The sequence below is a fragment of the Aeromonas sp. TS_SC_11 genome (assembly GCF_057318915.1).
Genome location: NZ_CM170470.1, coordinates 1880965 through 1905604, shown reverse-complemented (window position 1 = coordinate 1905604; position 24640 = coordinate 1880965). Strand labels below are relative to the sequence as shown.

At 61.1% G+C, this 24640-nt stretch carries 21 protein-coding genes; 12 read left to right on the top strand and 9 right to left on the bottom strand.

What is annotated here, in order from left to right; genetic code table 11:
- Window positions 1-17: 17 nt before the first annotated feature.
- Complete coding sequence (gene relA, locus AC1P02_RS09060; protein WP_021139204.1) at window positions 18-2228, bottom strand: GTP diphosphokinase; 2211 nt, start codon at window positions 2226-2228, stop codon at window positions 18-20.
- 239 nt (window positions 2229-2467) lie between these two features.
- Window positions 2468-3790: a 23S rRNA (uracil(1939)-C(5))-methyltransferase RlmD gene (gene rlmD, locus AC1P02_RS09055; RefSeq protein WP_485185089.1), complete on the bottom strand. Its 1323-nt coding sequence runs from the start codon at window positions 3788-3790 to the stop codon at window positions 2468-2470.
- 230 nt (window positions 3791-4020) lie between these two features.
- On the opposite strand from rlmD, the gene barA reads away from it, so the two are divergent.
- From barA to AC1P02_RS09040, 3 genes are all read left to right on the top strand, one after another.
- Window positions 4021-6732, top strand: a complete 2712-nt coding sequence (gene barA, locus AC1P02_RS09050; RefSeq protein ID WP_485185087.1) for a two-component sensor histidine kinase BarA — start codon at window positions 4021-4023, stop codon at window positions 6730-6732.
- 130 nt (window positions 6733-6862) lie between these two features.
- Window positions 6863-7342, top strand: a complete 480-nt coding sequence (locus AC1P02_RS09045) for a YehS family protein (RefSeq protein WP_005318863.1) — start codon at window positions 6863-6865, stop codon at window positions 7340-7342.
- 3 nt (window positions 7343-7345) lie between these two features.
- Window positions 7346-8272 (top strand): N-acetylmuramoyl-L-alanine amidase, encoded by a 927-nt coding sequence (locus AC1P02_RS09040; protein WP_485185085.1) that lies wholly within the window; start codon window positions 7346-7348, stop codon window positions 8270-8272.
- A 70-nt stretch (window positions 8273-8342) separates the two neighbouring features.
- Here the strand turns inward: AC1P02_RS09040 and AC1P02_RS09035 are convergent, their stop codons facing one another.
- Window positions 8343-9140, bottom strand: coding sequence for a DeoR family transcriptional regulator (locus AC1P02_RS09035; RefSeq protein ID WP_058395219.1), 798 nt, complete (start codon window positions 9138-9140; stop codon window positions 8343-8345).
- A gap of 272 nt (window positions 9141-9412) precedes the next feature.
- On the opposite strand from AC1P02_RS09035, the gene kbaZ reads away from it, so the two are divergent.
- The 9 genes from kbaZ to AC1P02_RS08990 all read left to right on the top strand — a co-directional run bounded on the left by kbaZ (window position 9413) and on the right by AC1P02_RS08990 (window position 18582).
- Complete coding sequence (gene kbaZ, locus AC1P02_RS09030) at window positions 9413-10726, top strand: tagatose-bisphosphate aldolase subunit KbaZ (protein WP_485185083.1); 1314 nt, start codon at window positions 9413-9415, stop codon at window positions 10724-10726.
- A 12-nt stretch (window positions 10727-10738) separates the two neighbouring features.
- Window positions 10739-11908 (top strand): SIS domain-containing protein, encoded by a 1170-nt coding sequence (locus AC1P02_RS09025; protein ID WP_096119083.1) that lies wholly within the window; start codon window positions 10739-10741, stop codon window positions 11906-11908.
- Window positions 11908-12381, top strand: a complete 474-nt coding sequence (gene agaV, locus AC1P02_RS09020; protein WP_042872688.1) for a PTS N-acetylgalactosamine transporter subunit IIB — start codon at window positions 11908-11910, stop codon at window positions 12379-12381. The genes AC1P02_RS09025 and agaV overlap by 1 nt, the downstream gene beginning before the upstream one ends.
- 15 nt (window positions 12382-12396) lie before the next feature.
- Window positions 12397-13173: a PTS N-acetylgalactosamine transporter subunit IIC gene (gene agaW, locus AC1P02_RS09015; protein WP_485185080.1), complete on the top strand. Its 777-nt coding sequence runs from the start codon at window positions 12397-12399 to the stop codon at window positions 13171-13173.
- Window positions 13163-14041: a PTS N-acetylgalactosamine transporter subunit IID gene (gene agaE / locus AC1P02_RS09010; RefSeq protein WP_265466685.1), complete on the top strand. Its 879-nt coding sequence runs from the start codon at window positions 13163-13165 to the stop codon at window positions 14039-14041. The genes agaW and agaE overlap by 11 nt, the downstream gene beginning before the upstream one ends.
- 48 nt (window positions 14042-14089) lie before the next feature.
- Complete coding sequence (gene agaF, locus AC1P02_RS09005) at window positions 14090-14524, top strand: PTS galactosamine/N-acetylgalactosamine transporter subunit IIA (protein ID WP_485185077.1); 435 nt, start codon at window positions 14090-14092, stop codon at window positions 14522-14524.
- The gene (nagA, locus tag AC1P02_RS09000) at window positions 14525-15724 is read left to right on the top strand and encodes an N-acetylglucosamine-6-phosphate deacetylase (protein ID WP_485185075.1); all 1200 of its coding nucleotides are present in this window, start codon (window positions 14525-14527) and stop codon (window positions 15722-15724) included.
- Window positions 15715-16569 (top strand): tagatose bisphosphate family class II aldolase, encoded by an 855-nt coding sequence (locus tag AC1P02_RS08995; RefSeq protein WP_058395225.1) that lies wholly within the window; start codon window positions 15715-15717, stop codon window positions 16567-16569. Before nagA ends, AC1P02_RS08995 begins: the two co-directional genes overlap by 10 nt.
- Window positions 16570-16692: 123 nt before the next feature.
- Window positions 16693-18582: an enterotoxin gene (locus AC1P02_RS08990; protein ID WP_485185073.1), complete on the top strand. Its 1890-nt coding sequence runs from the start codon at window positions 16693-16695 to the stop codon at window positions 18580-18582.
- A gap of 84 nt (window positions 18583-18666) precedes the next feature.
- On the opposite strand, the gene pdxJ is transcribed toward AC1P02_RS08990, so the two are convergent.
- The 6 genes from pdxJ to lepA all read right to left on the bottom strand — a co-directional run bounded on the left by pdxJ (window position 18667) and on the right by lepA (window position 24536).
- Entirely contained in the window at window positions 18667-19404 is a 738-nt protein-coding gene (gene pdxJ, locus AC1P02_RS08985) for a pyridoxine 5'-phosphate synthase (protein ID WP_087757222.1), read from the bottom strand.
- Window positions 19405-19477: 73 nt separating this feature from the next.
- Window positions 19478-20185: a DNA repair protein RecO gene (gene recO, locus AC1P02_RS08980; protein ID WP_042872706.1), complete on the bottom strand. Its 708-nt coding sequence runs from the start codon at window positions 20183-20185 to the stop codon at window positions 19478-19480.
- A complete protein-coding gene (gene era / locus AC1P02_RS08975; protein ID WP_005318854.1) occupies window positions 20186-21085 on the bottom strand; it encodes a GTPase Era in 900 nt (299 codons plus the stop codon). It lies immediately after the preceding gene.
- 58 nt (window positions 21086-21143) lie between these two features.
- The gene (rnc, locus tag AC1P02_RS08970) at window positions 21144-21815 is read right to left on the bottom strand and encodes a ribonuclease III (RefSeq protein ID WP_005318852.1); all 672 of its coding nucleotides are present in this window, start codon (window positions 21813-21815) and stop codon (window positions 21144-21146) included.
- Window positions 21816-22739: a signal peptidase I gene (lepB, locus tag AC1P02_RS08965; RefSeq protein WP_485185069.1), complete on the bottom strand. Its 924-nt coding sequence runs from the start codon at window positions 22737-22739 to the stop codon at window positions 21816-21818.
- Between the two features lie 3 nt (window positions 22740-22742).
- The gene (gene lepA, locus AC1P02_RS08960) at window positions 22743-24536 is read right to left on the bottom strand and encodes a translation elongation factor 4 (RefSeq protein WP_005318848.1); all 1794 of its coding nucleotides are present in this window, start codon (window positions 24534-24536) and stop codon (window positions 22743-22745) included.
- Window positions 24537-24640 lie beyond the last annotated feature (104 nt).

Here is a 24640-nt window from a genome sequence, read left to right as displayed (position 1 = left end):
CTGCGGGCGGGTCACCATCAGAGGCGCTTGGCGCTGATCACGTCATTGAGCTGGCTCAACTTGGCCAAGGCCCGGTTGAAGGCGTTGATGTTGTAGATCTCCAGCTCCATGTCGATCTCGGCAGTCTGCTCGCGCACATTGGAGCGCGAACGCACCCCCATCACGTTAATCTTCTCGTTGGCCAGCACTGTGGTGATGTCCCGCAGCAGACCCGAGCGATCGTTGGAGAGGATACGGATGGTAAGACCATAGCCACCTGAGTAGTTCTCTCCCCACACCGCATCGATCAACCGCTCCGGGTTGCGGCGGGAGAGCTCCTTGAGCTGCTCGCAATCATCCCTGTGGATGGAGACCCCGCGCCCCATGGTGATGAACCCCTGTATGGTGTCGCCCGGAATGGGCTGGCAGCAACGGGCTATGTGGGTCATCAGATTGCCGACCCCTTCCACCACTATGTGATCCTTGGGCTTGGGCCTGAATGGGGTATTGGCCTTCTGCTCCAGTTTTTCCAGCACCCGGCGATCTTCTTCCTCCGCCGTCGGCTTGTTGTAACGAGTGTCCAGGTAGTTGAGCAGCTGGTTGATGCGAATGTCGCCGCTGCCAATGCCGGCCAGCAGGTCTTCCAGCTCCTCGGCGTGGAAACGCTCCAGCACCACCTTGTCGACCTTGGAAAGGGTCAGGTTGTGTCTGTCCAGCTCTTTTTCCAGCAGTTCCTTGCCGGCGGCTATGTTCTTGTCCTTGTCCAGTTTCCTGAACCAAGTGGCCACCTTGGCCCGTGCCCGGCTGGAGCGCAGGAAGCCGGAGTTGGGATTCATCCAGTCGCGGCTCGGGTTCGGCTCCTTCTGGGTGATCACCTCCACCTGATCGCCGGTCTGCAGTGCATAGGTGAACGGCACTATGCGGCCGTCAATCTTGGCACCGATGCAGCGGTGGCCGATCATGCTGTGGACGTGATAGGCAAAATCGAGTGGGGTGGCACCCGCCGGCAGGTCGATAACATCCCCTTTCGGGGTGAACACATAGACCCTGTCCTCGAATACCTGACTGCGCAGATCTTCGAGCAGGGATCCGCTCTCGGAGAGATCCTCCTGCCAGGCGAGCAGCTTGCGCAGCCACTCGATCTTGTCTTCAAAGTTGTTGGCTTTGTTGGCAGCCTGCGCCCCTTCCTTGTAACGCCAATGCGCGGCAACGCCGAGCTCGGCATCCTGATGCATCTGGTCGGTACGGATCTGGATCTCCACCGTCTTGCCCTCTGGCCCCACCACGACAGTGTGGATGGACTGGTAACCATTGGGTTTGGGGTTGGCGACATAGTCGTCAAACTCGCGGGGAATATGGTGGAAATGGGTATGAACGATACCGAGTGCCGCATAGCAATCCTGCAGCCGCTTGGTCACCACCCGCACGGCACGCACATCGAACAGCTCGTTGAATTCGAGGTGCTTCTTCTGCATCTTGCGCCAGATGCTGTATATGTGTTTCGGGCGGCCATAAACCTCCGCTTCCACTCCGGCCTCTTTGAGCCCGTCGCGCAGGGACTGCACAAACTCGCGAATGTAGCGCTCACGGTCGAGGCGCTTCTCGTCGAGCTGCTTGGCGATCTGCTTGTAAGTGTCCGGGTGCAGGTAACGGAAGGCGAGATCTTCCAACTCCCATTTGAGCTGACCAATGCCAAGCCGGTTGGCCAGCGGCGCATAGATGTTGGTGATCTCCTGGGCCATCAGCACCCGGGTCTCTTCATCCGCCTTCTTGGCTTCCCGCAGGCAGGCGATCCGCTCCGCCAGCTTGATGACAACGGCGCGCACATCCTCGACCATGGCGAGCAACATGCGTCGCACATTGTCGACCTGCTCCGGTGAGGTTTCGCTGCGGTGCAGAGTCTGCAGGGAGCGGATGGCTTCCATCTCCAGCACCCCTTCCACCAGCTTGGCGATCTTGGGGCCGAAGTCTTCGTCCATCCGCTCCTGGCTAATGAGGCCGGCTTCGACGAAGGGGTAGATGATGGCGGCCTTGAGAGTGCCGAGATCCATGCTGAGCATCAGCAGAATGCCCGCCATCTCGACACCACGCACCAGCAGACGGTTGGTGATCGCCTCGTCACCGAGCGTCAGACAGTACTGATAGACGGTTCGCAGTTGATCCTTGTCACTGTCACTCAGGTTGAGCGAGCTGACCCACTCTTCCAGGGTGAAGTTGTCTTTCAAATGAATATCGCGAACCGCAACCATGGTATCAATCCTTTAAATTATTGGGCCGAAAGCTGCCGCTTCCTCCCCCTCACCTGATGAGACTGCCTCAAATGGGGATATCTGGAGAACTTTTCAAGGCATATTGTCAATAAAGACAATAGAGTTCTCCAACAGGCCCTGCCGATTTACGAGGGTCTAGATTACCTCAATCATTACTGCTCAAACAGCGCAATGGCGTCCAGATGGCCGCAGCGACGGAACATCCGGACATCCTCTGCTTAGCCCCGCTCAAACAGCGCCATTGACTCGAGATGCCCCGTGTGCGGGAACATGTCGAGCATACCCAGGCGCACCAGTCGGTAGCCCCCTTTCACCAGCACCTGACTGTCACGGGCCAGGGTGACCGGGTTACAGGAAACGTAGACCACTCGCTTGGGTGAAAGTTTCACGACGTGACCCATCACCTCCAGCGCACCGGGGCGAGCCGGATCCAGCAGCACCAGATCGAACCCTTCCCGCGCCCAAGACATGCCGACTATGTCGCCGCTCAAGTCCGCCTTGTAGAAACGGGCGTTGTCGATACCGTTGCGACGGGCGTTCTCCTCGGCGCGGGCCACCATGGCCAGATCCCCTTCAACTCCCACCACTTCACGGGCCTGACGGGCCAGTGGCAGGGTGAAGTTGCCGATGCCACAGAACAGATCCAGCACTTTGTCATCCTTGCTCGCACCAAGCCACGCCAGCGCCTGGGCCACCATGCTCTGGTTGATGGGGCCATTGACCTGAATGAAGTCACCGGGAGCAAATGCAAGAGACAGGCCATCCAGTGAGTAGGATGGCTGGAATACTTGGTGCAGTGGCTCGATGCGTTCATCAGCGGCCTGCAGATAGAGGTCTATCCCCTGCGACTTCGCAAACGCCACCAGCAGGGCGCGATCCGCCTCGTTGGGACGACCGGTGTGGCGCAGCAGCATCATGATCCCCTGCTCTGCCTGGATAAGCTCCGCATGGCCCAGCTCACGCTGGCTCTTGAGGCGATTGAGGCATTCGCGCAGCGGCACTATGAGGGCAGAGAGCGGCTCGGCCAGCACGGGGCAACCCTCAATCTCCACCAGGTCGTTGGACTGACGGCGACGAAAACCGACCCGGGTACAGCGGCCATTCTTGTCAAACTTGATGGCCAGCCGGCAGACCCGGCGGTAGGCGCGAGACTCCCCTGTCAGCACGGGCTCCAGCACTGGTGCCTTGATCTGCCCCAGTCGTTCGAACAGGCTGACCAGCCCGGCCTCTTTGGCAGCCTGCTGATCCGCTTCGCCGAGGTGCTGGGCATTGCAGCCGCCGCACTCGCGGTAGTGGTTGCAGAAGGGGGCAATGCGGTTCGCCGCCGGGGTCACTACCTGTTGCAAGGCGGCGTGAGCATACTGCTTCTTGTCGTCGAGGATACGGGCCTTGACCTGCTCGCCGGGCAGTGCCCCTTCGATGAAGATCGCCTTGCCCTGATGACGGCCGATACCGACGCAGTGGTGATCCAGACTGTCTACCGTAAATTCAATACGTTGGGGCTGGGTGGATTTCTTTTGGGGCTTGAAAAACTGGGCCATAAAACTTGGTGCCTATAGGTGGCTATGTCATGATTGTGGAATCTGCAGCAGGCTATTGTCCCACAAGAATAATAGTATGACCAAATCCGGCCTGCGGGCCCGCCCACTGTCGTTTGCCCTCTTGCCTACCCTGATGATCGGGGGACTATCCGCATGACCCAATCCGGCCTGCGCGCTCATGCCGTGTCATTGACCATCTTGCCCACCCTGATGATCGGGGGACCATTCGCATGACCAAGTACGGCCTTCGAGCCCGCGTGCTGGCCTTTACCATATTGCCGACCCTGATCATTGGCGGCCTGATGGCCGGCTATTTTACCTTCCACCGCTACCAGCAGCTGGAAAACAACCTGATCGATCAGGGCATCAACATCATAGAGCCCCTGGCCATCGCCAGTGAATACGGCATGACCCAGCACAGTCGCGAGTCGCTCAAACGGCTGATAGGCCTGACCCACCGCAAAAACTCGCCGCTCATCAAGTCCATCGCCGTCTTCACCCAGGACAACCAGCTGTTCGTAACGTCCAACTATCACAGGGACTTCACCCGGCTGCGGCTGCCCGATGGCAGCCAGATCCCCGAGCTGACCAGCGTCACCCTGTACGGTGACGACATCATATTGCGTACCCCGATCCAGGCCGAAACCAGCATGGACGGCTTCCCGCTGCCCAGCGATGTGGAGCCGCCGATGATCGGCTACATCTCCATGCAGATGACCACGGACAGGGCCATGATCCTGCAGTATCGCGACACCTTCTTCGCGGTGATCATGGTGCTCATCGGCATCGCCTTCAGTACCCTGTTTGGCTTCAGGCTGGTCAAGAGCGTGACCCAGCCCATCACCGATATGGTGCAGGCGGTGCACAAGATCAGGGAGGGGCGGCTCGACACCCGGGTCAGCGGTCAGCTCACCGGCGAGCTGGACATGCTGAAAAACGGCATCAACGCCATGGCCAAGGCGCTCTCGGAATATCACGAGGAGATGCAGCAGAATATCGATCAGGCCACCTCGGATCTGCGGGAAACACTTGAACAGATAGAGATCCAGAACGTCGAGCTCGACATGGCCAAGAAACGAGCACAGGAGGCTGCGCGGGTCAAATCCGAGTTCCTCGCCAACATGTCCCACGAGCTGCGCACTCCGCTCAATGGCGTCATCGGCTTCACCCGCCAGCTGCTCAAGACGGCGCTGACTCCGAGCCAGACCGACTACATGCAGACCATAGAGAAGTCGGCCCGCAACCTGCTAGGCATCATCAACGACATCCTCGACTTCTCCAAGCTGGAGGCAGGCAAGCTGCAGCTGGAGCATATCCCGTTCAGCCTGCGCGACACCCTCAACGAGACCATGCACCTGCTCGGCCCCAGTGCTCACGACAAGCAGCTCGAACTCTCCCTGCAGGTAGATGCCGAGGTGCCGGACTATCTCACTGGCGATCCCATGCGCCTGCAGCAGGTGCTGACCAACCTCGCCGGCAACGCCATCAAGTTCACCGAGCGTGGCAACGTGGATGTGCACATCGAGCAAACCGGCGGCAGCAACGGCAACAAGGTGCGGCTCAACGTGCTGATCCGCGATACCGGTATCGGCATCTCTGAAGAGCAGCAGCGCCAGTTGTTCCAGGCATTCAATCAGGCCGACTCCTCCATCTCGCGCCGTTATGGCGGCACGGGCCTGGGTCTGGTCATCACCCAGAAGCTGGTACAGCAGATGGGAGGCCAGATCCGTTTTGAATCCGAGCTGGGCAAGGGGTCCATCTTCTCCTTCAGCCTGGATATGGACGTCTCTCCCCTGCCCCAGACCGAGAAGCTGCCGCTGGATCGCATTCAGGGCAAGCGGGTCTGGCTGCTGGAGCCGGATCCCTTCAGCCACTCTTCCCTGTGTGCCCTGCTGGCCGAATGGCAGCTGGATGTGCAATCTCTCGCCATCGATACCATCTGGCCCGAGATGAGCAATCAGGACATGGTGATCATCGGCAGCAGCACACTGCACACTCCGCAGCAGGTGATCGCTCGCCTCGATGCGCTGGACGGCCAGCAGAACACCATAGTGTTGCTCAGCAGCCACGAGCCATCGCTCTATGAGGCCATGCTGGCCCACGGCGCCCAGCACTGTCTCTCCAAGCCCACCAACCACCGCAAGCTGCTGCACGCCCTGCTCTCCCCCGAAGCGACCAAGAGCGCGCCGCTGCCCACCCCCTCCCCACGCAGCGTGCAGGCGATCAAGGTGCTGGCGGTGGACGACAATGCGGCCAATCTCAAGCTGATCGCCGCCATGCTCAAGGAGATGGTGAGCCAGGTGGAGGTGTGCAAGAACGGCAAGGAGGCGGTCAGACTGGCCCAGAGTCAGCCGTTCGACATCATTTTCATGGATATACAGATGCCGATCATGGATGGCATCAGTGCCACCCAGGCGATCCGCAGCCAGTCCCTCAACACCGAGACGCCCATAGTGGCGGTAACCGCCCACGCCATTCCCGGCGAGCGGGAGCGGCTGATCCGGCAGGGGATGGATGACTATCTGGCCAAGCCCATCGACGAGAGCATGCTGGCCCAACTGATCACCGACTTCGCCCACCGTCGCCACCAGAACCACGGGGATCAGCAGATCGACTGGTCCCTGGCGGTGCGTCAGGCCGCTGGCAAGCTGGATCTCGCCAAAGAGATGCTGACCATGCTGATGGCCAGCTTCGACGAGATGGACCCGGTTCTGGAGGCAGCGTTCGCCGGTCAGGTGGAGGATGCCGAGGTGCTGGCACAGCTGCACCGCCTCAATGGCGGCTGTGCCTATTCCGGGGTGCCCGGCCTGCAACGGCTGCTCTCCCAACTGGAGCAACAGCTGCGCGACGGGGTGCCGGTCAGCGAGCTGGAGCCCGAGTTGCTGGAGTTGCAGGATGCGATGGAGCAGGTGCGTCGGGAGGCGCCCCTTTACCTCGCCTGAATGCCGTGGATGCAGCGTGGCGCCGGTTGGCAGCCGCTATCAGCCTCCGTTAATGAACAGAGTCGGCCCTGCTTTTTCTGACGCGGGGCGCGCCAGATGATAAAGTTGCGCCGTTTCTACAGGAGTCAACATGACCAACAACGATATTCTGCGCCGTCTGCGCTACGCCCTCACCATCAGCAACGACCAGATGGTCGAGATGTTTGCCAAAGGCAATCTGACGGTCACTCACGCCCAGTTGCACAGCTGGCTGATGAAAGAGGCAGCTGAAGGGGAAGAGCAAGAAGCGGGCTATGTCGCCTGTCCCGATGCCGCCCTGAGCCAGTTCCTCGACGGCTTCATCATAGCGCGCCGCGGTGTGCGGGAAGATGCCCCGGCCCAGGTGATCCCGAACCGGATCAACAACAACATGATACTGCGCAAGCTGCGCATCGGCCTGAACTACAAAGAAGAGGACATGCTCGGCACCCTCAAGCTCGCCGACTTCAACCTCTCCAAGTCCGAACTGAGTGCCCTGTTCCGCTCCAAGGATCACAAACACTATCAGGATTGCGGGGATCAGATCCTGCGCAACTTCCTCATCGGCCTCACCGCCAAGTACCGCGCCTGAGTCATGGGCCAGCGTATCTGCTCACTGTCAGCCCGTGTCCCGCTGGCCAGTGGGCGGCGCTGGCCGTCACGCCTTTCCGAACCGGGCCCGAACAGGGCCATATGGCTGCGGTTATGGTCACTCTGCCTCATACTGCTGCTGAGCGCCTGCCAGCCTGCCCCCTATCAGCTCTCTTCCCGTTACCCCAGTGCCAGCCAGAATGAACGCATCGCTTTCCTGATCCTGCACTACACGGACGAGGACGACGCCCACTCACTGCGCCTGCTGACCGAACCGGCCCATCAGGTGAGCGCTCACTACCTGATCCCCCGCGACACCGACCAGACACCGCTGCCCGTCTACCAACTGGTGCCCGACAGCCAGCGCGCCTGGCATGCGGGCCGCAGTCGCTGGCACCAGTATGCGGGGCTCAACGCCAGCTCCCTCGGCATCGAAATCGTCAACCTGGGCTATCCGCCGGAAGATGCGCTGCTACCCGCCCACCAGCGGCGCTGGCAGCCCTACACCCAGGCGCAGATCGCCGCCATCGGCGCCCTTACCCAGAAGCTGGTGCAACGCTACCGGATTCCGCCAACACAGGTGCTGGCCCACAGCGATGTCGCCCCCGAACGCAAGCAGGATCCAGGCCCCCACTTCCCCTGGCGCGAGCTCGCCCTGCACTACGGGGTCGGTGCCTGGCCTGATGAAGCCAGGGTCACAGCCCTCCGCCAGCAGCCAGCACCCGCCTGGAATGCCCTCACCTGGCAACAGCAACTCGCCCGTTACGGTTATGGGATCGCCCCCAGCGGCACCTGGGATGAACAGAGCCGCGCCGCCCTGCGCGCCTTCCAGCTCCATTTCCGCCCGGCCCTGGTCAGCGGCGAGCCCGACGAGCAGAGCCAGGCCATCCTCACCGCTCTGCTGGAACGTTACTTCCCCGAGCCTGGCTGAGCCTGTCTCCTGACAACGAAAGAGGGATGCCATGGCATCCCTCTTTCTCACTCCCTTTTCACTGTCCGGATCAGGCCGGCACCAGCAATACCTCTATCCCCGTCTGACGCAACCCTGCCAGCGTCTCGGCCGCAATGGCATCATCGGTGATCAGGGTGTGGATGCGCTGGGTATCGATGATCTTGTGCAGGCTCAACCGACCAAACTTGCTGGAATCGGTCACCACTATGATCCGCTCGGCTACCTTGCACATACAGCGATTGAGACGCGCCTCATCTTCATGATGGGTACTGACGCCACGCTCCAGATCGATGCCATCGACCCCGAGAAACAGCAGGTCAAAGTGGTAGTTCTGCAAGGATTGGTCCGCCTGGGCACCATAGAAGGAGAGCGACTTGCGGCGCAGATGTCCCCCCGTCATCAGCAGCTCCACCCCTTCAGCCTCCAGCAGTGCATCCGCCACGTTCATGCCGTTGGTCATCACCACTATCTCCTGGTGCTCGCGCAGGTGACGCGCCACTTCCAGCGTGGTGGTTCCCGAGTCAAGAATGAGACGACTTCCCGCCTGTACCAGACTCGCCGCCATGGCGCCAATACGCTGCTTGACCGGTGTGTTGAGCACGCTCTTGTCGGCGATAGTGCGCTCGGGCACTGCCTGATTCGGCTCACACAAGAGGGCCCCACCATAGGCGCGTACCGCTATCCCCTGTTTCTCCAGAAACGCCAGATCATTGCGGATCGTGACGGTGGATACCTGATAGTGACTGGCCAGCTCGTTGACCTGCACGCTGCCATTGCTGCGCAGTTGCTGAATGATGCGTTCCCGCCGCTCGCTGGTGCCAAGCACACTTTTTTCGGTTGTTTGCATAATCTCTCTGCCGGAGTGCTGTGGTGAAATCAGGACTTTCACTTCGTTACGTTTAGCTATTAACGCCCAGCCTTTATGCCAAATCAAGCTTTCATTGGTTTAAAAGTCCTCATTTAGACTCTTCCGAAACATCAAAAGCATTTCGATTCATTTCTTTTTGTGATCTCACTCAAGGTGTGAGCACGCTTTTGTTTCGTTTAAGGGGCTGTACGCCTAGTGTAAAGAAAGACATCGAAAGATTCATTCTGTATTCAGCCATGAGGGAGAGGGAAATGAAATCAATGCTGGCACTGATCGCGCAACACAAGCAGGGGGTACCGGTCGGGATTTACGCCGTCTGCTCCGCCCACCCGCTGGTGCTGGAGGCGGCCCTGAGGCTGGCGGCACAGGGAGATGATCTGCTGCTGGTCGAGGCCACCTCCAATCAGGTGGATCAATTCGGCGGCTATACCGGCATGACGCCGGTGGATTTTCGCGACCGGCTGCACCGGCTCGCCGCCGAGTGCAATTTTCCCCTGCAGCGACTGGTATTGGGAGGCGATCACCTGGGCCCCAACCGCTGGCAGGGGGAGCCGGCCGAGCAGGCCATGGAACACGCCGAGGTGCTGATCGCCAGCTATGTCGCCGCCGGCTTCAAGAAAATCCACCTCGATTGCAGCATGTCCTGCCTGGGGGATCCGATTCCCCTCCCCGATGAGCTGGTCGCCGAGCGGGCCGCCCGACTGGCCTTGATCGCCGAGCAGACCTGCCAGGCCGAATTTGGCTGCTGCGATCTGGTCTATGTGATAGGCACAGAGGTGCCGGTACCTGGCGGCGCCCATGAGACGCTGGCCGATCTGGCCGTGACCACACCGGAAGCCGCCCGCCATACCTTGAGCACCCACCAGCAGGCCTTTGCCAGGGTCGGGCTCGAGGCCATCTGGCCCAGGGTGATCGGCCTGGTGGTGCAACCCGGAGTGGAGTTCGACCACACCCATGTCATCGACTATCAGTCCGACAAGGCCGCCCCCCTCAGCCGGATGATCGAAGCCTACCCCCATCTGGTGTTCGAGGCACACTCCACCGACTACCAGACCCCGCAAGCCTACTGCCAGCTGGTGCGCGACCACTTCGCCATCCTCAAGGTCGGCCCTGCCCTCACCTTCGCCCTGCGGGAGGCGCTGTTCTCCCTTGCCGCCATCGAGGAGGAGCTGGTGGTCGCCCGCGCCTGCTCGGGCCTGCGCCAGGTGCTGGAGGAGACAATGCTGGATCGCCCCGACTTCTGGCGCAGCCACTATCAGGGCAATGCCAACGAGTGCCGGCTGGCCCGCGGTTACAGCTATTCCGACCGCATTCGCTACTACTGGCCCGACAGCCGGGTCGACGACTGCTATGCCCGGCTGCTCGCCAACCTGGCCGCAGAGCCCATTCCCCTGCCCCTGCTCAGCCAGCACCTGCCGCTGCAATACCGCAAGGTGCGCCAGGGCACGCTGTCGGCCAGAGCCCACGACCTCATTCTCGATCAGGTGCAGGAGGTGCTGCGCCAATACGCCCAGGCCTGTGGCACCACCCCCGCCAGTCATTCCCGGCTCACCCCGGTTGCATAAGGAGTTGTAGAGATGATCCTTGGTTATCCAGAAGAGACACTGCGCTCGGCCAACGGCCTGGCCACCGCCCGCGAAATCCGGCAACAGCCCGCCGCCTGGCGGGAGACACTCACCATGGTGGAGGAGTGCCGCGCCACCATAGAGCGCTTCCTGCTGCCCCTGCTGTCCCGGAGCAACCTGCGGGTGATCCTGACCGGCGCCGGCACCTCCGCCTTTGCCGGCCGGGCCCTGGCGCCCTACCTCTGCGGCAGGCTCAATGGCCGCTTCGAGGCGATCGCCACCACAGATATCGTCACCAACCCGGACGTATACCTGGCGCAAGATTACCCGACACTGCTCATCTCCTTCGCCCGCTCCGGCAACAGCCCAGAGAGCGTGGCAGCCGTCGAGCTGGCCAGCCAGCTGCTGAGCGAGTGCCACCACCTGGTACTCACCTGCAACGGCGAAGGGGAGCTCTACCGGCGCTGCCAGAAGGATGCCCGCTCCCTAGCGCTGCTGATGCCGCCCCAGACCCACGACCGCAGCTTCGCCATGACCAGCAGCCTGACCAGCATGATGCTGAGCTGCCTGGCTGTGTTCCTGCCGCGCCAGTTCAATCCCGCCGTCAGCCAGCCGCTCATCGCCCTGGGGGAAGCCATTCTGCTCCAGGCCGAACTGAGCGTGCCCGAGTGGAATCAACCGCTACCAGAGCGGGTCATCTATCTTGGCAGCGGCAGCCTGCAGGGGGTGGCCCAGGAGGCCGCGCTCAAGCTGCTTGAGCTCACCTCGGGTCAGCTGATGGCCATGTATGACTCCCCCACCGGCTTTCGCCACGGGCCGAAATCCGCCATCAACGGCCAGACCCTGATAGTGCTGATGATCTCCAACGATCCCTACACCCGCCAGTACGACCTGGATCTGCTCACCGAGCTTCGCCAGGACGGCCACGCCGCCCGGGTTGTCGCCCTGGCCGATCGGCCCGATCAGCTCATCGCGGCCGGCGAGCACATCTATCTGCCCACCCCCCTCAACGGCGACGATGCCGAGCTGGCGTTCTGCTACCTGCTCTACGCCCAGTACTACGCCTTCCACACAGCGCTGGCGCTGGGTATCACCCCGGACAACCCCTGCCCGAGCGGCCGGGTCAACCGGGTCGTGCAGGGCGTCAACATCTATCCGTTCAACCAGCAAGGAGGCGTCTGATGCCAAACATAGTGCTGAGCCGTATCGACGAGCGGCTGATCCACGGTCAGGTCGGGGTGCAATGGGTCGGGTTTGCCGGCGCCAACCTGGTGCTGGTGGCCAATGACGAGGTGGCGGAAGACCCCATACAGCAGAACCTGATGGAGATGGTGCTGGCGGAGGGGATTGCGGTGCGCTTCTGGCCGCTGCAGAAGGTGATCGACAACATAGGCAAGGCCGCCGATCGCCAGAAGATATTGCTGGTGTGCAAGAACCCGACAGATTTTCGTACCCTGGTCGCGGGGGGCGTGCCCATCCCCCGCATCAACGTCGGCAACATGCACTACGCCGACGGCAAACGTCAGATCCACAAGACGGTATCCGTGGATGAGACGGACATAGCGGCGTTTCGTGCCCTGCAGGACGCCCACGTCGAGTGCTTTGTCCAGGGCGTGCCGACCGAACCGGCACAGGACATTTTCAACCTGATCTGATTAAGGACAATTGTGATGGAAATCAGTTTATTGCAAGGGCTCTTGCTGGGCATTCTGGCGTTCTTCGCCGGACTTGACCTGTTCAACGGCCTGACTCACTTCCACAGGCCCGTGGTATTGGGTCCGCTGGTGGGCCTGATCCTCGGCGACCTGCCCGCCGGCATACTGGTGGGCGGCACTCTGGAGCTGGTCTGGATGGGGCTGGCGCCGCTGGCGGGGGCTCAACCGCCCAACGTCATCATAGGCACCATAGTCGGCGCCACCTTCGCCATCACCACAGGGGTCAAGCCGGATGTGGCGGTCGGGGTCGCAGTCCCCTTCGCGGTGGCGGTCCAGATGGGGATCACCTTCCTCTTCTCGGTGATGTCCGGGGTCATGTCCCGCTGTGATCGTATGGCGGAGGCTGGCGATACCCGTGGCATAGAGAGGGTCAACTACCTAGCCCTGCTGGCGCTCGGCACCTTCTATTTCCTGTGCGCCTTCCTGCCCACCTACTTCGGGGCAGAACACGCCAAGACCGCCATCGACGTGCTGCCCGCCCGCCTCATCGACGGCCTCGGGGTCGCCGGCGGCATCATGCCCGCCATCGGCTTCGCCGTGCTGCTCAAGATCATGATGAAGAATGTCTACATCCCCTACTTCATCCTCGGCTTCGTCGCCGCCGCCTGGCTCAAGCTGCCGGTGCTGGCCATAGCCGCAGCCGCTCTGGCAATGGCCCTGATCGACTTCATGCGCAAGGACCCGGCGCCGCAAGCCCACCCCACCCAGGAGGAAACTGAAGATGGTATCTAACAACACAGCCCGGCAGATCGCCCCGGCGGCCGAGCAACAACCGACCCGCGCCGTCTCCGACGACGTCTACGAAGATCAGCAACTGGGGGCCGAGCTGACCCGCCAGGACATCAATCGCTTCGCCTGGCGCTCCCTGCTGTTGCAGGCCTCCTTCAACTACGAGCGGATGCAGGCTTCCGGCTGGCTCTACGGCCTGCTACCGGCGCTGCAGAAGATCCACACCAACCCCAGGGATCTCTCCCGGGCCATGAAGGGGCACATGGGCTTCTTCAACACCCACCCTTTCCTGGTCACTTTCGTGATGGGCATAGTGCTGGCGATGGAGCGATCCAAGCAGAACGTCAACAGCATACAGAGCACCAAGATAGCTGTCGGCGCACCGCTGGGCGGGATCGGGGATGCCATGTTCTGGCTCACCCTGCTGCCCATCTGCGGCGGGATCGGTGCCGATCTAGCGCTGCAGGGCTCCATCATGGGCGCCGTGTTCTTCTTCCTGCTGTTCAATGTGGTGCACTTCGGCCTGCGCTTCGGGCTGGCGCACTACGCCTACCGCATGGGGGTTGCCGCCATTCCGCTCATCAAAGCCAACACCCGCAAGGTAGGCCATGCTGCCTCCATCGTCGGCATGACGGTGATCGGCGCCTTGGTCGCCACCTATGTGCGGCTCGGCACCACCCTGGAGATCACCGCCGGTGATGCGGTGGTGAAACTGCAGGCGGACGTGCTCGACAAGCTGATGCCGGCCTTCCTGCCGCTGCTCTACACCCTGGCCATGTATGCGCTGATCCGCCGCGGCTGGAGTCCGCTGCGCCTCATCGTCATCACGGTCGTGCTCGGTATCGTCGGCAAGTTTGCAGGCTTCCTCTAATCCGGTGCCGGCGACAGGCCGGCCCCCTTTGCAGTAAAGGAACACCTTATGTTGGGCATCATCATTTGCGGTCATGGCGGCTTTGCCAGCGGCATGGAGCAGGCCATGGTCCAGATCCTCGGTGAGCAGGAGGCGGTCGTCGCCATCGACTTTCCCGAGTCCTCCACCACGGCCTTACTGCAGAGCCAGTGCGAGGCAGCGCTGGCCCGGGTCGACCGTGGCAACGGCGTGGTCTTTCTGACCGATCTGCTGGGCGGCACCCCGTTTCGGGTCGCCTCTACCCTGGCGCTGCGCCAGCCAGACCGGGAAGTCGTGACCGGCACCAATCTGCAGCTGCTGCTGGAGATGACCATGGATCGCGGCGAGCTGACCCCGTCACAGTTTCGCGAGCAAGCCCTGTGCTGCGGTCATCGCGGTCTCACCAGTCTGGTGGATGAGCTGGCACGCGAGCGGGCCGAAGCGCGGGCCGAGGAGGGTATCTAGATGGCAACACGGATCCGTGCCCGTCGCCTGCTGACCGAGCAGGGTTGGCTGGAGCATCAAGTACTTACCCATGAGGGCGGCATCATCACCGCCATCGCCCCCATACCGGCAGACGATCCGGTGCGGGAGGTCGAGTTGCTGGTGCCCGCCCTCATCGATGGCCACGTTCACGGCGGGGCCGGCGTCGATGTGATGGACGAGGAGGCCGGCGTGCTGGCCCGGCTTTCTCTCGCCAAGGCGGCGGAAGGGGTCGGTGCCTTCCTCGCCACCACGGTTACCGCACCGCTACCCGCCATAGTACGCGCCCTGAATCGGGTCGCCGATGCCATGGAGAGCGGCATGCCGGGCGCCCAGCTGCTCGGCAGCTACCTGGAGGGGCCCTACTTCACCCCCGACAACAAGGGCGCCCACGATCCGGCGCTGTTCCGGGAACTCGACCTGGCGGAGCTGGCACAGTTGCAGCGTCAGGCGCGTGGCACCCTGAAGGTTGTCGCCTTCGCCCCCGAGAAGGCCAACGCCCTGGCGGCCATCTGCCACCTCAAGGCGGCCGGCATCCGGGTCATGCTGGGTCACTCCGCCGCCGGCCACGACACCACACAGGCGGCACTGACTGCCGGTGCGACCGGCCTGGTGCACTGTTTCAACGGCATGCGCGGACTGCACCACAGGGAACCCGGCATGGTGGGGGCCGGTCTGGTGCATCCCACCGCCTGGCTGGAGCTCATCGCCGACGGCCATCATGTGCATCCTACCGTACTCAAGCTGTGCCACCGCTGCGCCGGGGATCGCCTGCTGCTCATCACGGATGCCATGCGCGCCGCCGGCATGCCGGACGGCCACTACCTGCTCGGTGACTACCGGGTGGAGATGAAAAATGGGGTGGTACGCACCGCCACCGGCGGCCTGGCGGGCAGTACCCTCACCCTGCTCGGGGCCGTGCGCAACATGGTACATCTGGCCGGGGTGCCCCTTGCAGAAGCGATCCAGATGGCATCGCTGGCTCCCGCCCGCATGCTCGGCATCGACGGCCAGCTCGGCTCGCTGGCCGTCGGCAAGCGGGCCAACCTGCTCGCCCTCACACCGGCCCTCTACCAGCAACATATCTGGGTCGCCGGCAGGGAGATAACTCCCGCCAGCGCCCCCGCCTCTTTCTCTGAACCCGACGCCACTGAAGGCGCCAAGGAGTCCTCATGTATCTGATCTCGTCTCACGAAATGCTCAAGGATGCCCAGCGCCGCGGCTACGCCGTACCGGCCTTCAACATCCACAACCTGGAAACCGTCGAGGTGGTGGCCCGCACCGCCGCCCAACTGAAATCTCCCGTCATCCTGGCCGCCACGCCGGGCACCTATCGCCACGCCGGGGTCGAATATCTGGTCTCCATCTGCGCCTCGGCAGCCCACCAGTACCGCATACCGCTGGTGCTGCACCTGGACCACCACGAGGATGAACAGGATATCCACTTCAAGGTCGAATCCGGCATCCACTCCGCCATGATCGACGCTTCCCACCTGCCATTCGAGGAGAACGTCGCCAAGGTGCAGCGGGTCGTCACCTTCTGCCACCGCATGGGGGCGAGCGTGGAGGCCGAGCTGGGCCAGCTCGGCGGGCAGGAGGATGACCTGATAGTGGACGCCGCCAACGCCCATCTGACCGATCCGGACAAGGCGGCCGAGTTCGTGGCGCGCACCGGCATCGACTCCCTCGCCGTGGCCATCGGCACGGCGCACGGCCTCTACAAGGAAGAGCCACGTCTCGACTTTGATCGCCTCGCCGCCATCCGGGACAGGGTCTCCATTCCGCTGGTGCTGCACGGCGCCTCCGGCATTCCCGACCGGGACGTTCGCCGCTGCATCTCGCTCGGGGTATGCAAGGTCAACGTGGCCACCGAGCTGAAGATCGCCTTCGCCGACGCCATGAAGGCCTTCCTCGCCGCCCACCCGGATGCCAGCGATCCCCGCCAGTATCTGGTGCCCGCCATGGCCGCCATGGAGGAGGTGGTCGCTGCCAAGATCCGCATGTGCATGAGCGACGGCAAGCTGTAACCGGTCTGCGGGCTCGCCAGCCTGGTGAGCCCGCACCACATCCCGCAAATCCGCCAGCATCAGGAGGACGCCAAGCCCCATCGCCCAGTCACACCGCCATTCATCATCTATACGGAGATAAATATGAACGCACGTACCGCCATGACGCTGCTGCTCCTGCTGACCCTGCCCGCCCTCGCCCGGGCCGAGGTGATGTCGCTGCAGGGCAACCAGTACCAGATCAGCGTCAAAACGGATGCTGGCAAGTTCCAGGAGATCACCTTCACCAACACGGCGAACGGGGATGTCATCCGCTCGAATACCCTGTTCGATATCAAGGGGCTGGATGACAGGCTGACCTCGTCGGCCGACTTCACTGTAGATGCGTTTGCCAAAGAGCAGGACCACATTGACATAGCGCTGAGCAACGCCGACTTCCTGATCAAGAGCGAGATCCGGCTGGCCAAAGACAAGCGCTACGCCAGCATCGACTTCGCCCTCGACACCCTCAAGAATGGCAAGCGGATCAACGGCTTCTCCATGTTGCCGTTCCACTCCCAGGCGCCCTTTGTCTACGGCGCCATCAACAGCGCCCCCATCGTCAGCGACAGTTTCTTCATCACGCCGCAGAATCCGCTGGTCAACACCCGCGCCTACGAGGGGGGCGTCAGCCAGATGATCCCGCTCGCGCTGCCGCTGGAGCAGGGCAAGCCGCTCACCTATCGCACCTATGTCGGCACCTTCCGCGAGGGTCAGCTCAGACGTGACTTCAACCAGTTCATCAACGACGCCCGTGACAGACCCTACGCCCCCTATCTGCACTACAACTCCTGGCTCGATATCGGCTTCTTCAACCCCTACACGGAAGCCGACGCCCTCACCCGCATCACGCAGTTTGGCGAGAAGCTGGTCACCAAACGCGGTGTGCCCATGAGCGGCTTCCTGTTCGACGATGGCTGGGATGACCGCAAGGGCAACTGGGGATTCAGCAAGGACTTTCCTCATGGTTTCAGCAAGCTGAAAAAGGCGGCAGAAAAATATCACGCCCAGCTCGGCATCTGGTTCTCCCCCTGGGGTGGCTACAACAAGCCGAGGGATGAGCGGGTCTCCCATGCCGCCGAGTTTGGCTATGAGCTGAGCGATGGCAAGTTCGCTCTCTCGGGCCCCGTCTACTACAAAAACTTCCACCAGAAAGTGATGTCACTCATTCAGGAGCAAGGGGTCACCCACTTCAAGTTCGATGGTACCGGCAACGCCAACAAGCAGATCAAGGGCAGCCGGTTCACCAGCGACTTCGATGCCGCCATCCATCTGATCTCGGATGCCCGCACCGCCAATAAAGAGGTCTTCATCAATCTGACCACGGGCACCACGGCCTCGCCCTCCTGGCTCTTCTTCGCCGACTCCATCTGGCGCGGTGGCGATGACATCAACTTCTATGGCCCCGGCTCCAGGGTCCAGCAGTGGATCACCTACCGGGATGCGGAGACCTACCGCTCCATCGTCAAGCAAGGCCCGCTGTTTCCGCTCAACTCCCTTATGCTGCACGGGCTTGTCTACGCCAAGCAGGCCAAACATCTGGATCAGCAGTCGCCACAAGATTTTGCCGATCAGGCCTGGAGCTACTTTGCCACCGGCACCCAGCTGCAGGAGCTCTATATCACACCGGAGCTGCTGAGCGGCGAGAACTGGGATCTGCTGGCCAAGGCCGCGCTCTGGTCGCAGCAGAACCAGGCCGCGCTGTTTGACAGCCACTGGATTGGCGGCGACCCCACCAAACTGGAGATTTACGGCTGGGGGGCGTGGAGCCCGGCAAAGTCTTTCATTACCCTGCGCAATCCTTCGAGCCAGCCTCAACAGTTCTTCCTGGAACCGACAGGCCAGCTTGAAGTGCCCACCACAGAGGCGAAAGGCTTTAATATCAAGCCACTATATGGCGACAACAAAACCGTGCCGACTTCAATCAGCGATGGAATGGTCATCAAACTGGCACCACTGGAGCTCATCACTCTGGAGCTGACGCCCATCAAATAGGCATAAATCCAATCAGCCGGTGGCTGATGCCATACAAAAGGGACGCCGCGGCGTCCCTTTTCATCTCTCATCAACCCAGATCGGTCAAATCCCCTGACGGGCTTCCTGCATCAGCAGACGCATGTCGCTGACCGCCTTGGTCAGGCCGTCGAAGGCGGCCCGGCCTATGATGGCGTGGCCTATGTTGAGCTCATAGAGCTCGGGGATGGCGGCGATGGCCTTGACGTTGTGGTAGTGCAGGCCATGACCTGCATTGACCTTGAGCCCCTTGCCGGCAGCATAGGAAGCGCCGGCGGCGATGCGCTTGAACTCGGCGTTGCGATCGGCATCCGTGGTGGCGTCGGCGTAACGGCCGGTGTGGATCTCGATGAAGGGAGCACCACTGTCGGCGGCCGCGTCGATCTGCAGCGGGTCGGCATCGATAAACAGCGACACCTGGGCCCCCACGGCCGACAACCGAGTCACCGCATCCGTGATTTTGTCGAGCTGACCAGCCACGTCAAGACCACCCTCTGTGGTCACCTCGGTACGCTTCTCCGGCACCAGGCAGACGAAGTGGGGCTTGATACGACAGGCGATGCCGATCATCTCCTCGGTCACCGCCATCTCCAGGTTCATTCTGGTTTGTATGGTCTGGCGCAGTATCTCCACATCACGGTCCGTGATGTGGCGACGGTCTTCCCGCAGGTGGACGGTAATGCCGTCGGCCCCGGCCTGCTCGGCCACGAAGGCAGCTTGTACCGGATCCGGATACTGGGTGCCACGGGCATTGCGCAGGGTGGCAATATGGTCGATGTTCACACCCAGATAGATTTCGCTCATTGATGACTCCTTGAAACACTTCATCTGTTAACTGTGCGGCTGCCGCCTTGGCGTCAGCGCGGATATCCATATGTCACTGTGTGCTGGCTTTGCGCTTTAAAAACAGCTCCCGGCTCTTCAACTGGCGTTTGCCCAGATAGGGTTGCAGCGCCAACCGGCTGAAACGCTTGGCCGCCTGCAGCAAGGGAGGCGTATCGAATCGCCCCTCGGCAAAGGCCAGCAGGTGGGCACCGAGAAACAGGGTACGGGGATCCGGCGCCCGCTCGCAAGCGACAAAGCCCAATTCGCGCTCGAAGCCATAGAGCAGCTCGGGCTGGATCGCGGACTCGTCGTCGGCGGCGTATTCGAAGTCCACCGCATAGCCGAGCGCCTGCAACAGCAGGAACTCGAAGCGGCGCAACGGCAGCTCGGGCGTCTCGCCATCCGCCAGCGCCATCAGGGCACGGGCATAGGCGTCAAACACCTCGGGAAAAGGGGTATGGGCTTCCAGCAGGTAGTAGACCAGCTCGTTGAGGTAGAGGCCGTAGAAGAGGCGATCGCCACCGAGTCGCAATGAGTGATCCGGACATTCGACCTGGGCGAGATTCTTGAGATCCCCCTTGCCACGCCAGCTGATGGTGAGCAGGGAAAAAGGTTGAAGCAGCCCCTTCAGAGGGGAGCGTGGCCCGCGAGAACCGCGAGCCACCAGAGTAAATCGGCCACTATCCTGGGTAAACACCTCGACCAGCTGACTGGTCTCCCGATAGGGCCGACTGTGGATGACGAAGGCTGGACTCAGCAATCAGTCATCGCCATAGCCGAGACTGCGCAGAGCGCGCTCGTCATCGGCCCAGCCTGCCTTGACCTTGACCCACAGTTCAAGGAACACCTTGTTCTGGAACAGGCGTTCCATGTCGATGCGTGCCTCTGTGCCTATGGTCTTGATCTTCTCACCCTTGTTGCCGATGACCATCTTCTTCTGGCCATCGCGCTCCACCAGGATCAGAGCATTGATGTGATAGATACCGCTCTCTTCCACCTTGAAGCGCTCGATCTCCACGGTCACAGAGTAAGGCAGCTCCTCACCGGTGAAACGCATCAGCTTCTCACGGATGATCTCGGAGGCCATGAAGCGGGAAGAGCGGTCGGTCACGTAATCTTCCGGGAAGAAGAAGTTGTTCTCCGGCAGCAGATCCTTGGACCACTCGCGGATCTTCTCCACGTTGGTGCCCTTCTCGGCACTGATGGGCAGGATATGGGAGAACTTCATCTGCTGGCCCAGCCACTCCAGGTGGGGCAGCAGGTCTTCCTTGTCTTTGACGTTGTCGATCTTGTTGACCGCCAGCACAACGGGACAGGGCAGATGGCGCAACTTGCCGAGCACCATCTCGTCATCCTTGGTCCAGTGGGTACCGTCAACCACGAACACCACCATGGCCACATCCCCCAGCGAACTGGTGGCGGCGCGGTTCATCAGGCGGTTGATGGCCCGCTTCTCTTCAATGTGCAGACCCGGGGTATCCACATAGATGGTCTGATGGTTGTCCTCGGTGTCGATCCCCAAAATCCGATGACGGGTAGTCTGGGGTTTCTTCGAGGTGATGCTGACCTTCTGGCCAAGCAGCTTGTTGAGCAGGGTGGACTTGCCCACGTTGGGGCGGCCCACGATGGCGACAAAGCCGCAGTAAGTCGTATCTGTCATGACAGTTTTTCCAATGCCTGTTGTGTTGAAAGACCGCGGCCTCTTGCATCAATAGCAGTCATGACAGTCTTTCCAATGCTTGCTGCGCCGCAGCCTGTTCGGCCTTGCGACGGCTGGTGCCGACCCCGACCAGCGGACCATCCAGCCCTTCCACGTCGCACTGGACGGTGAACTCCTGGTTGTGGGCCTCGCCCTTGACGTTGGTCACTGTGTAGGTCGGCAGGGATTTGCGGCTTCCCTGCAAAATTTCCTGCAGGCGGGTCTTGGGATCCTTCTGCTCTATGCCTGGTTTGATCTCATCCAGACGGCTGGCATACCAGCTCAGCAGCAGCACCCGCACCGCCTCAAGATCAGTATCCAGATAGACGGCGCCGATCACCGCCTCGACCGTGTCGGCCAGAATGGATTCGCGGCGAAAACCACCACTCTTGAGTTCGCCTGGCCCGAGGATCAGGTCATCCCCAAGGTCAAACTCCCGGCCCAGTTCGGCCAGGGTCTTCTCGCGCACCAGAGTGGCGCGCATCCGGCTGAGATCTCCTTCCGCCGCTTGCGGGAAGCGGTGGAACAGAGCATCGGCAATCACCAGACTCAGGATGGAGTCACCCAGAAATTCCAGTCGCTCATTATGACGGGAACCGGCGCTGCGGTGAGTCAGCGCCCGGGTCAACAGCTCTTTATCGTGAAAGACATGCCCGAGACGGGACTGCAGTCTGTTCATTTTGATATTCATTTACTTGATTCCGCCAATGCGGTTGAAGCGCACACCTGTCGGTACCCAGCTTGGCAGCAGGGAGCCTTCTTCACGCTCAAATTCAAAACTTATCCAGATAGCGACCGCCTTGCCCACCAGATTCTGCTCGGGCACAAAGCCCCAGAAACGGCTGTCGGTACTGTTGTCACGGTTGTCACCCATCACGAAGTACTGACCTTCCGGTACCACCCACTCATCGGGGTAAGTACCGGGCTGGCGATAATAGCGGCCGACCATATCGGGCATCAGCGGGTTACGCAAGGTCTCATGCGACACCTCACCCAGCTGCTCGGTATAGCGATCAAGCGGGATCCCCATCTGGGTAAATTCACCCCTTTGTTCAAACTTGACGTCGAGCTTCTTGAAGCCCGGGCACGTTTTCCCTTCCTGCTCCTCGCACTTGGGCCGGATCATCAGCTCCTTGTTGCGATAGATGACCCTGTCCCCCGGCATGCCGACCACCCGCTTGATGTAGTCCACCCGGGTATCCAGCGGATACTTGAACACCACCACATCGCCGCGTTTGGGTTCGCCAGTCTCGAGGAATCGGGTGTTGGTCACCGGATCCTTGAGGCCATAGGCAAACTTCTGCACCAGTATGAAGTCGCCCACCAGCAGGGTCGGCATCATGGAGCCTGACGGGATCTGGAACGGCTCAAACAGGAAGGAGCGCAGTATCAGCACCAGAGTAATGACCGGAAACACACCTGCGGTCTGTTCAATCCAGACCGGCATGGGGGCAACCTTGGCCAGGGTTTCCTCATCCAGATGAGCACCGCCGTGGGCACGGGCCACGGCAATCTTGGCGGCCCGCTGCTTGGACCAGATCATCTTGTCCAGACACCAGATAATACCGGTGATCACGCAGACCACCACCAGGATCAGGGAAAACGTGCTTGCCATCGATTAATCCTTTCCTACATGGAGAATTGCGAGGAAGGCTTCCTGCGGCACGTCGACACGGCCCAGGGACTTCATCCGCTTCTTGCCTTCTTTCTGCTTGTTCAGCAGCTTTTTCTTCCGGCTCACGTCACCGCCATAACACTTGGCGGTCACGTCTTTACGCAGGGCCTTGACCGTGCTGCGCGCGATGATCTGGTTGCCAATGGATGCCTGAATGGCGATATCAAACATCTGGCGCGGGATCAGCTCACGCATCTTCTCCACCACCTGGCGACCGCGATACTGGGCGTTCTCCTTGTGGGTGATGATGGCCAGTGCATCGACACGCTCACCGTTGATCATGATATCCAGACGGACCATCTCGGAGGTTTCAAAGCGCTTGAAGCCGTAATCCAGCGAGGCGTAACCACGGCTGGTAGATTTCAGACGGTCGAAGAAATCGAGCACCACTTCTGCCATCGGGATTTCATAGGTCAGTGCGACCTGGTTGCCGTGATAGACCATGTTGGTCTGCACGCCACGCTTCTCGATACAGAGAGTGATGACGTTGCCCATGTACTCCTGAGGCAGCAATATGTTGCACTCGGCGATCGGCTCACGCATCTCTTTGATGTTGTTGACCGGGGGCATGGCAGACGGGCTGTCGATGTGGATGGTTGAGCCATCATTGAGCTCAATCTCGTAGACCACGGTCGGGGCCGTGGTGATGAGATCCAGATCGTATTCCCGCTCCAGACGCTCCTGGATGATCTCCATGTGCAGCATACCGAGGAAGCCACAACGGAAACCGAAGCCCAGCGCGGTGGAACTCTCGGGTTCGAAGAACAGGGAAGCATCGTTCAGGGACAGTTTGTCGAGGGCATCACGGAATGACTCATAGTCATCGCTGGAGATGGGGAACAGGCCCGCATACACCTGTGGCTTCACCTTTTTGAAACCCGCCAGCGCTTTTTCGGCACCATTCTTGGCTTGAGTCAGGGTATCGCCCACAGGGGCACCGTGGATGTCCTTGATGCCGCAGACGACCCAACCTACCTCGCCACAGCCCAGACCCTGGGTATCCACCTGCTTGGGCGTGAAGATACCGATACGATCGACACCCCACACCTGACCGGTGCTCATCACCTTGATCTTGTCGTTTTTCTTGAGGGAGCCGTTCTTGATCCGCACCAGAGAGACGACACCCAGATAGGAGTCAAACCAGGAGTCGATGATCAGCGCTTGCAGCGGTGCATCGGGATCACCGACCGGCGCCGGGATGCGAGCCACTATCTCTTCCAGCACAAGGTCAACGCCCAGGCCGGTCTTGGCGGAGCAACGGACAGCATCGATGGCGTCGATGCCGACTATGTCTTCGATCTCCTCGGCAACCCGCTCGGGCTCTGCGGCCGGCAGGTCAATCTTGTTCAGCACCGGCACCACTTCCAGCTCCATTTCCATGGCGGTGTAGCAGTTGGCCAGAGTCTGTGCCTCAACCCCCTGGCCGGCATCTACCACCAGCAGCGCCCCTTCACAGGCCGCCAATGAGCGGGAGACTTCGTAGGAGAAATCTACGTGGCCCGGGGTGTCGATAAAGTTCAGCTGGTAGGTGTTACCGTCTTGTGCCTGGTAGTTCAGGGTCACACTCTGTGCTTTGATGGTAATGCCGCGCTCGCGCTCCAAATCCATGGAGTCAAGCACCTGAGCCTGCATCTCGCGGGAGGACAGGCCGCCGCAAGTCTGGATCAGACGGTCCGACAGGGTCGATTTACCGTGGTCGATGTGCGCAATAATCGAAAAGTTACGAATGTGTTTCATCGAGCAAGAATCACTCAAAATTAGGTTAAGGCCGGATATGGAGGCAGGATTTTACTGGATAACCCGGTCGACGGCCAATCTTTAGTCGACGGAGCACCAGAAAT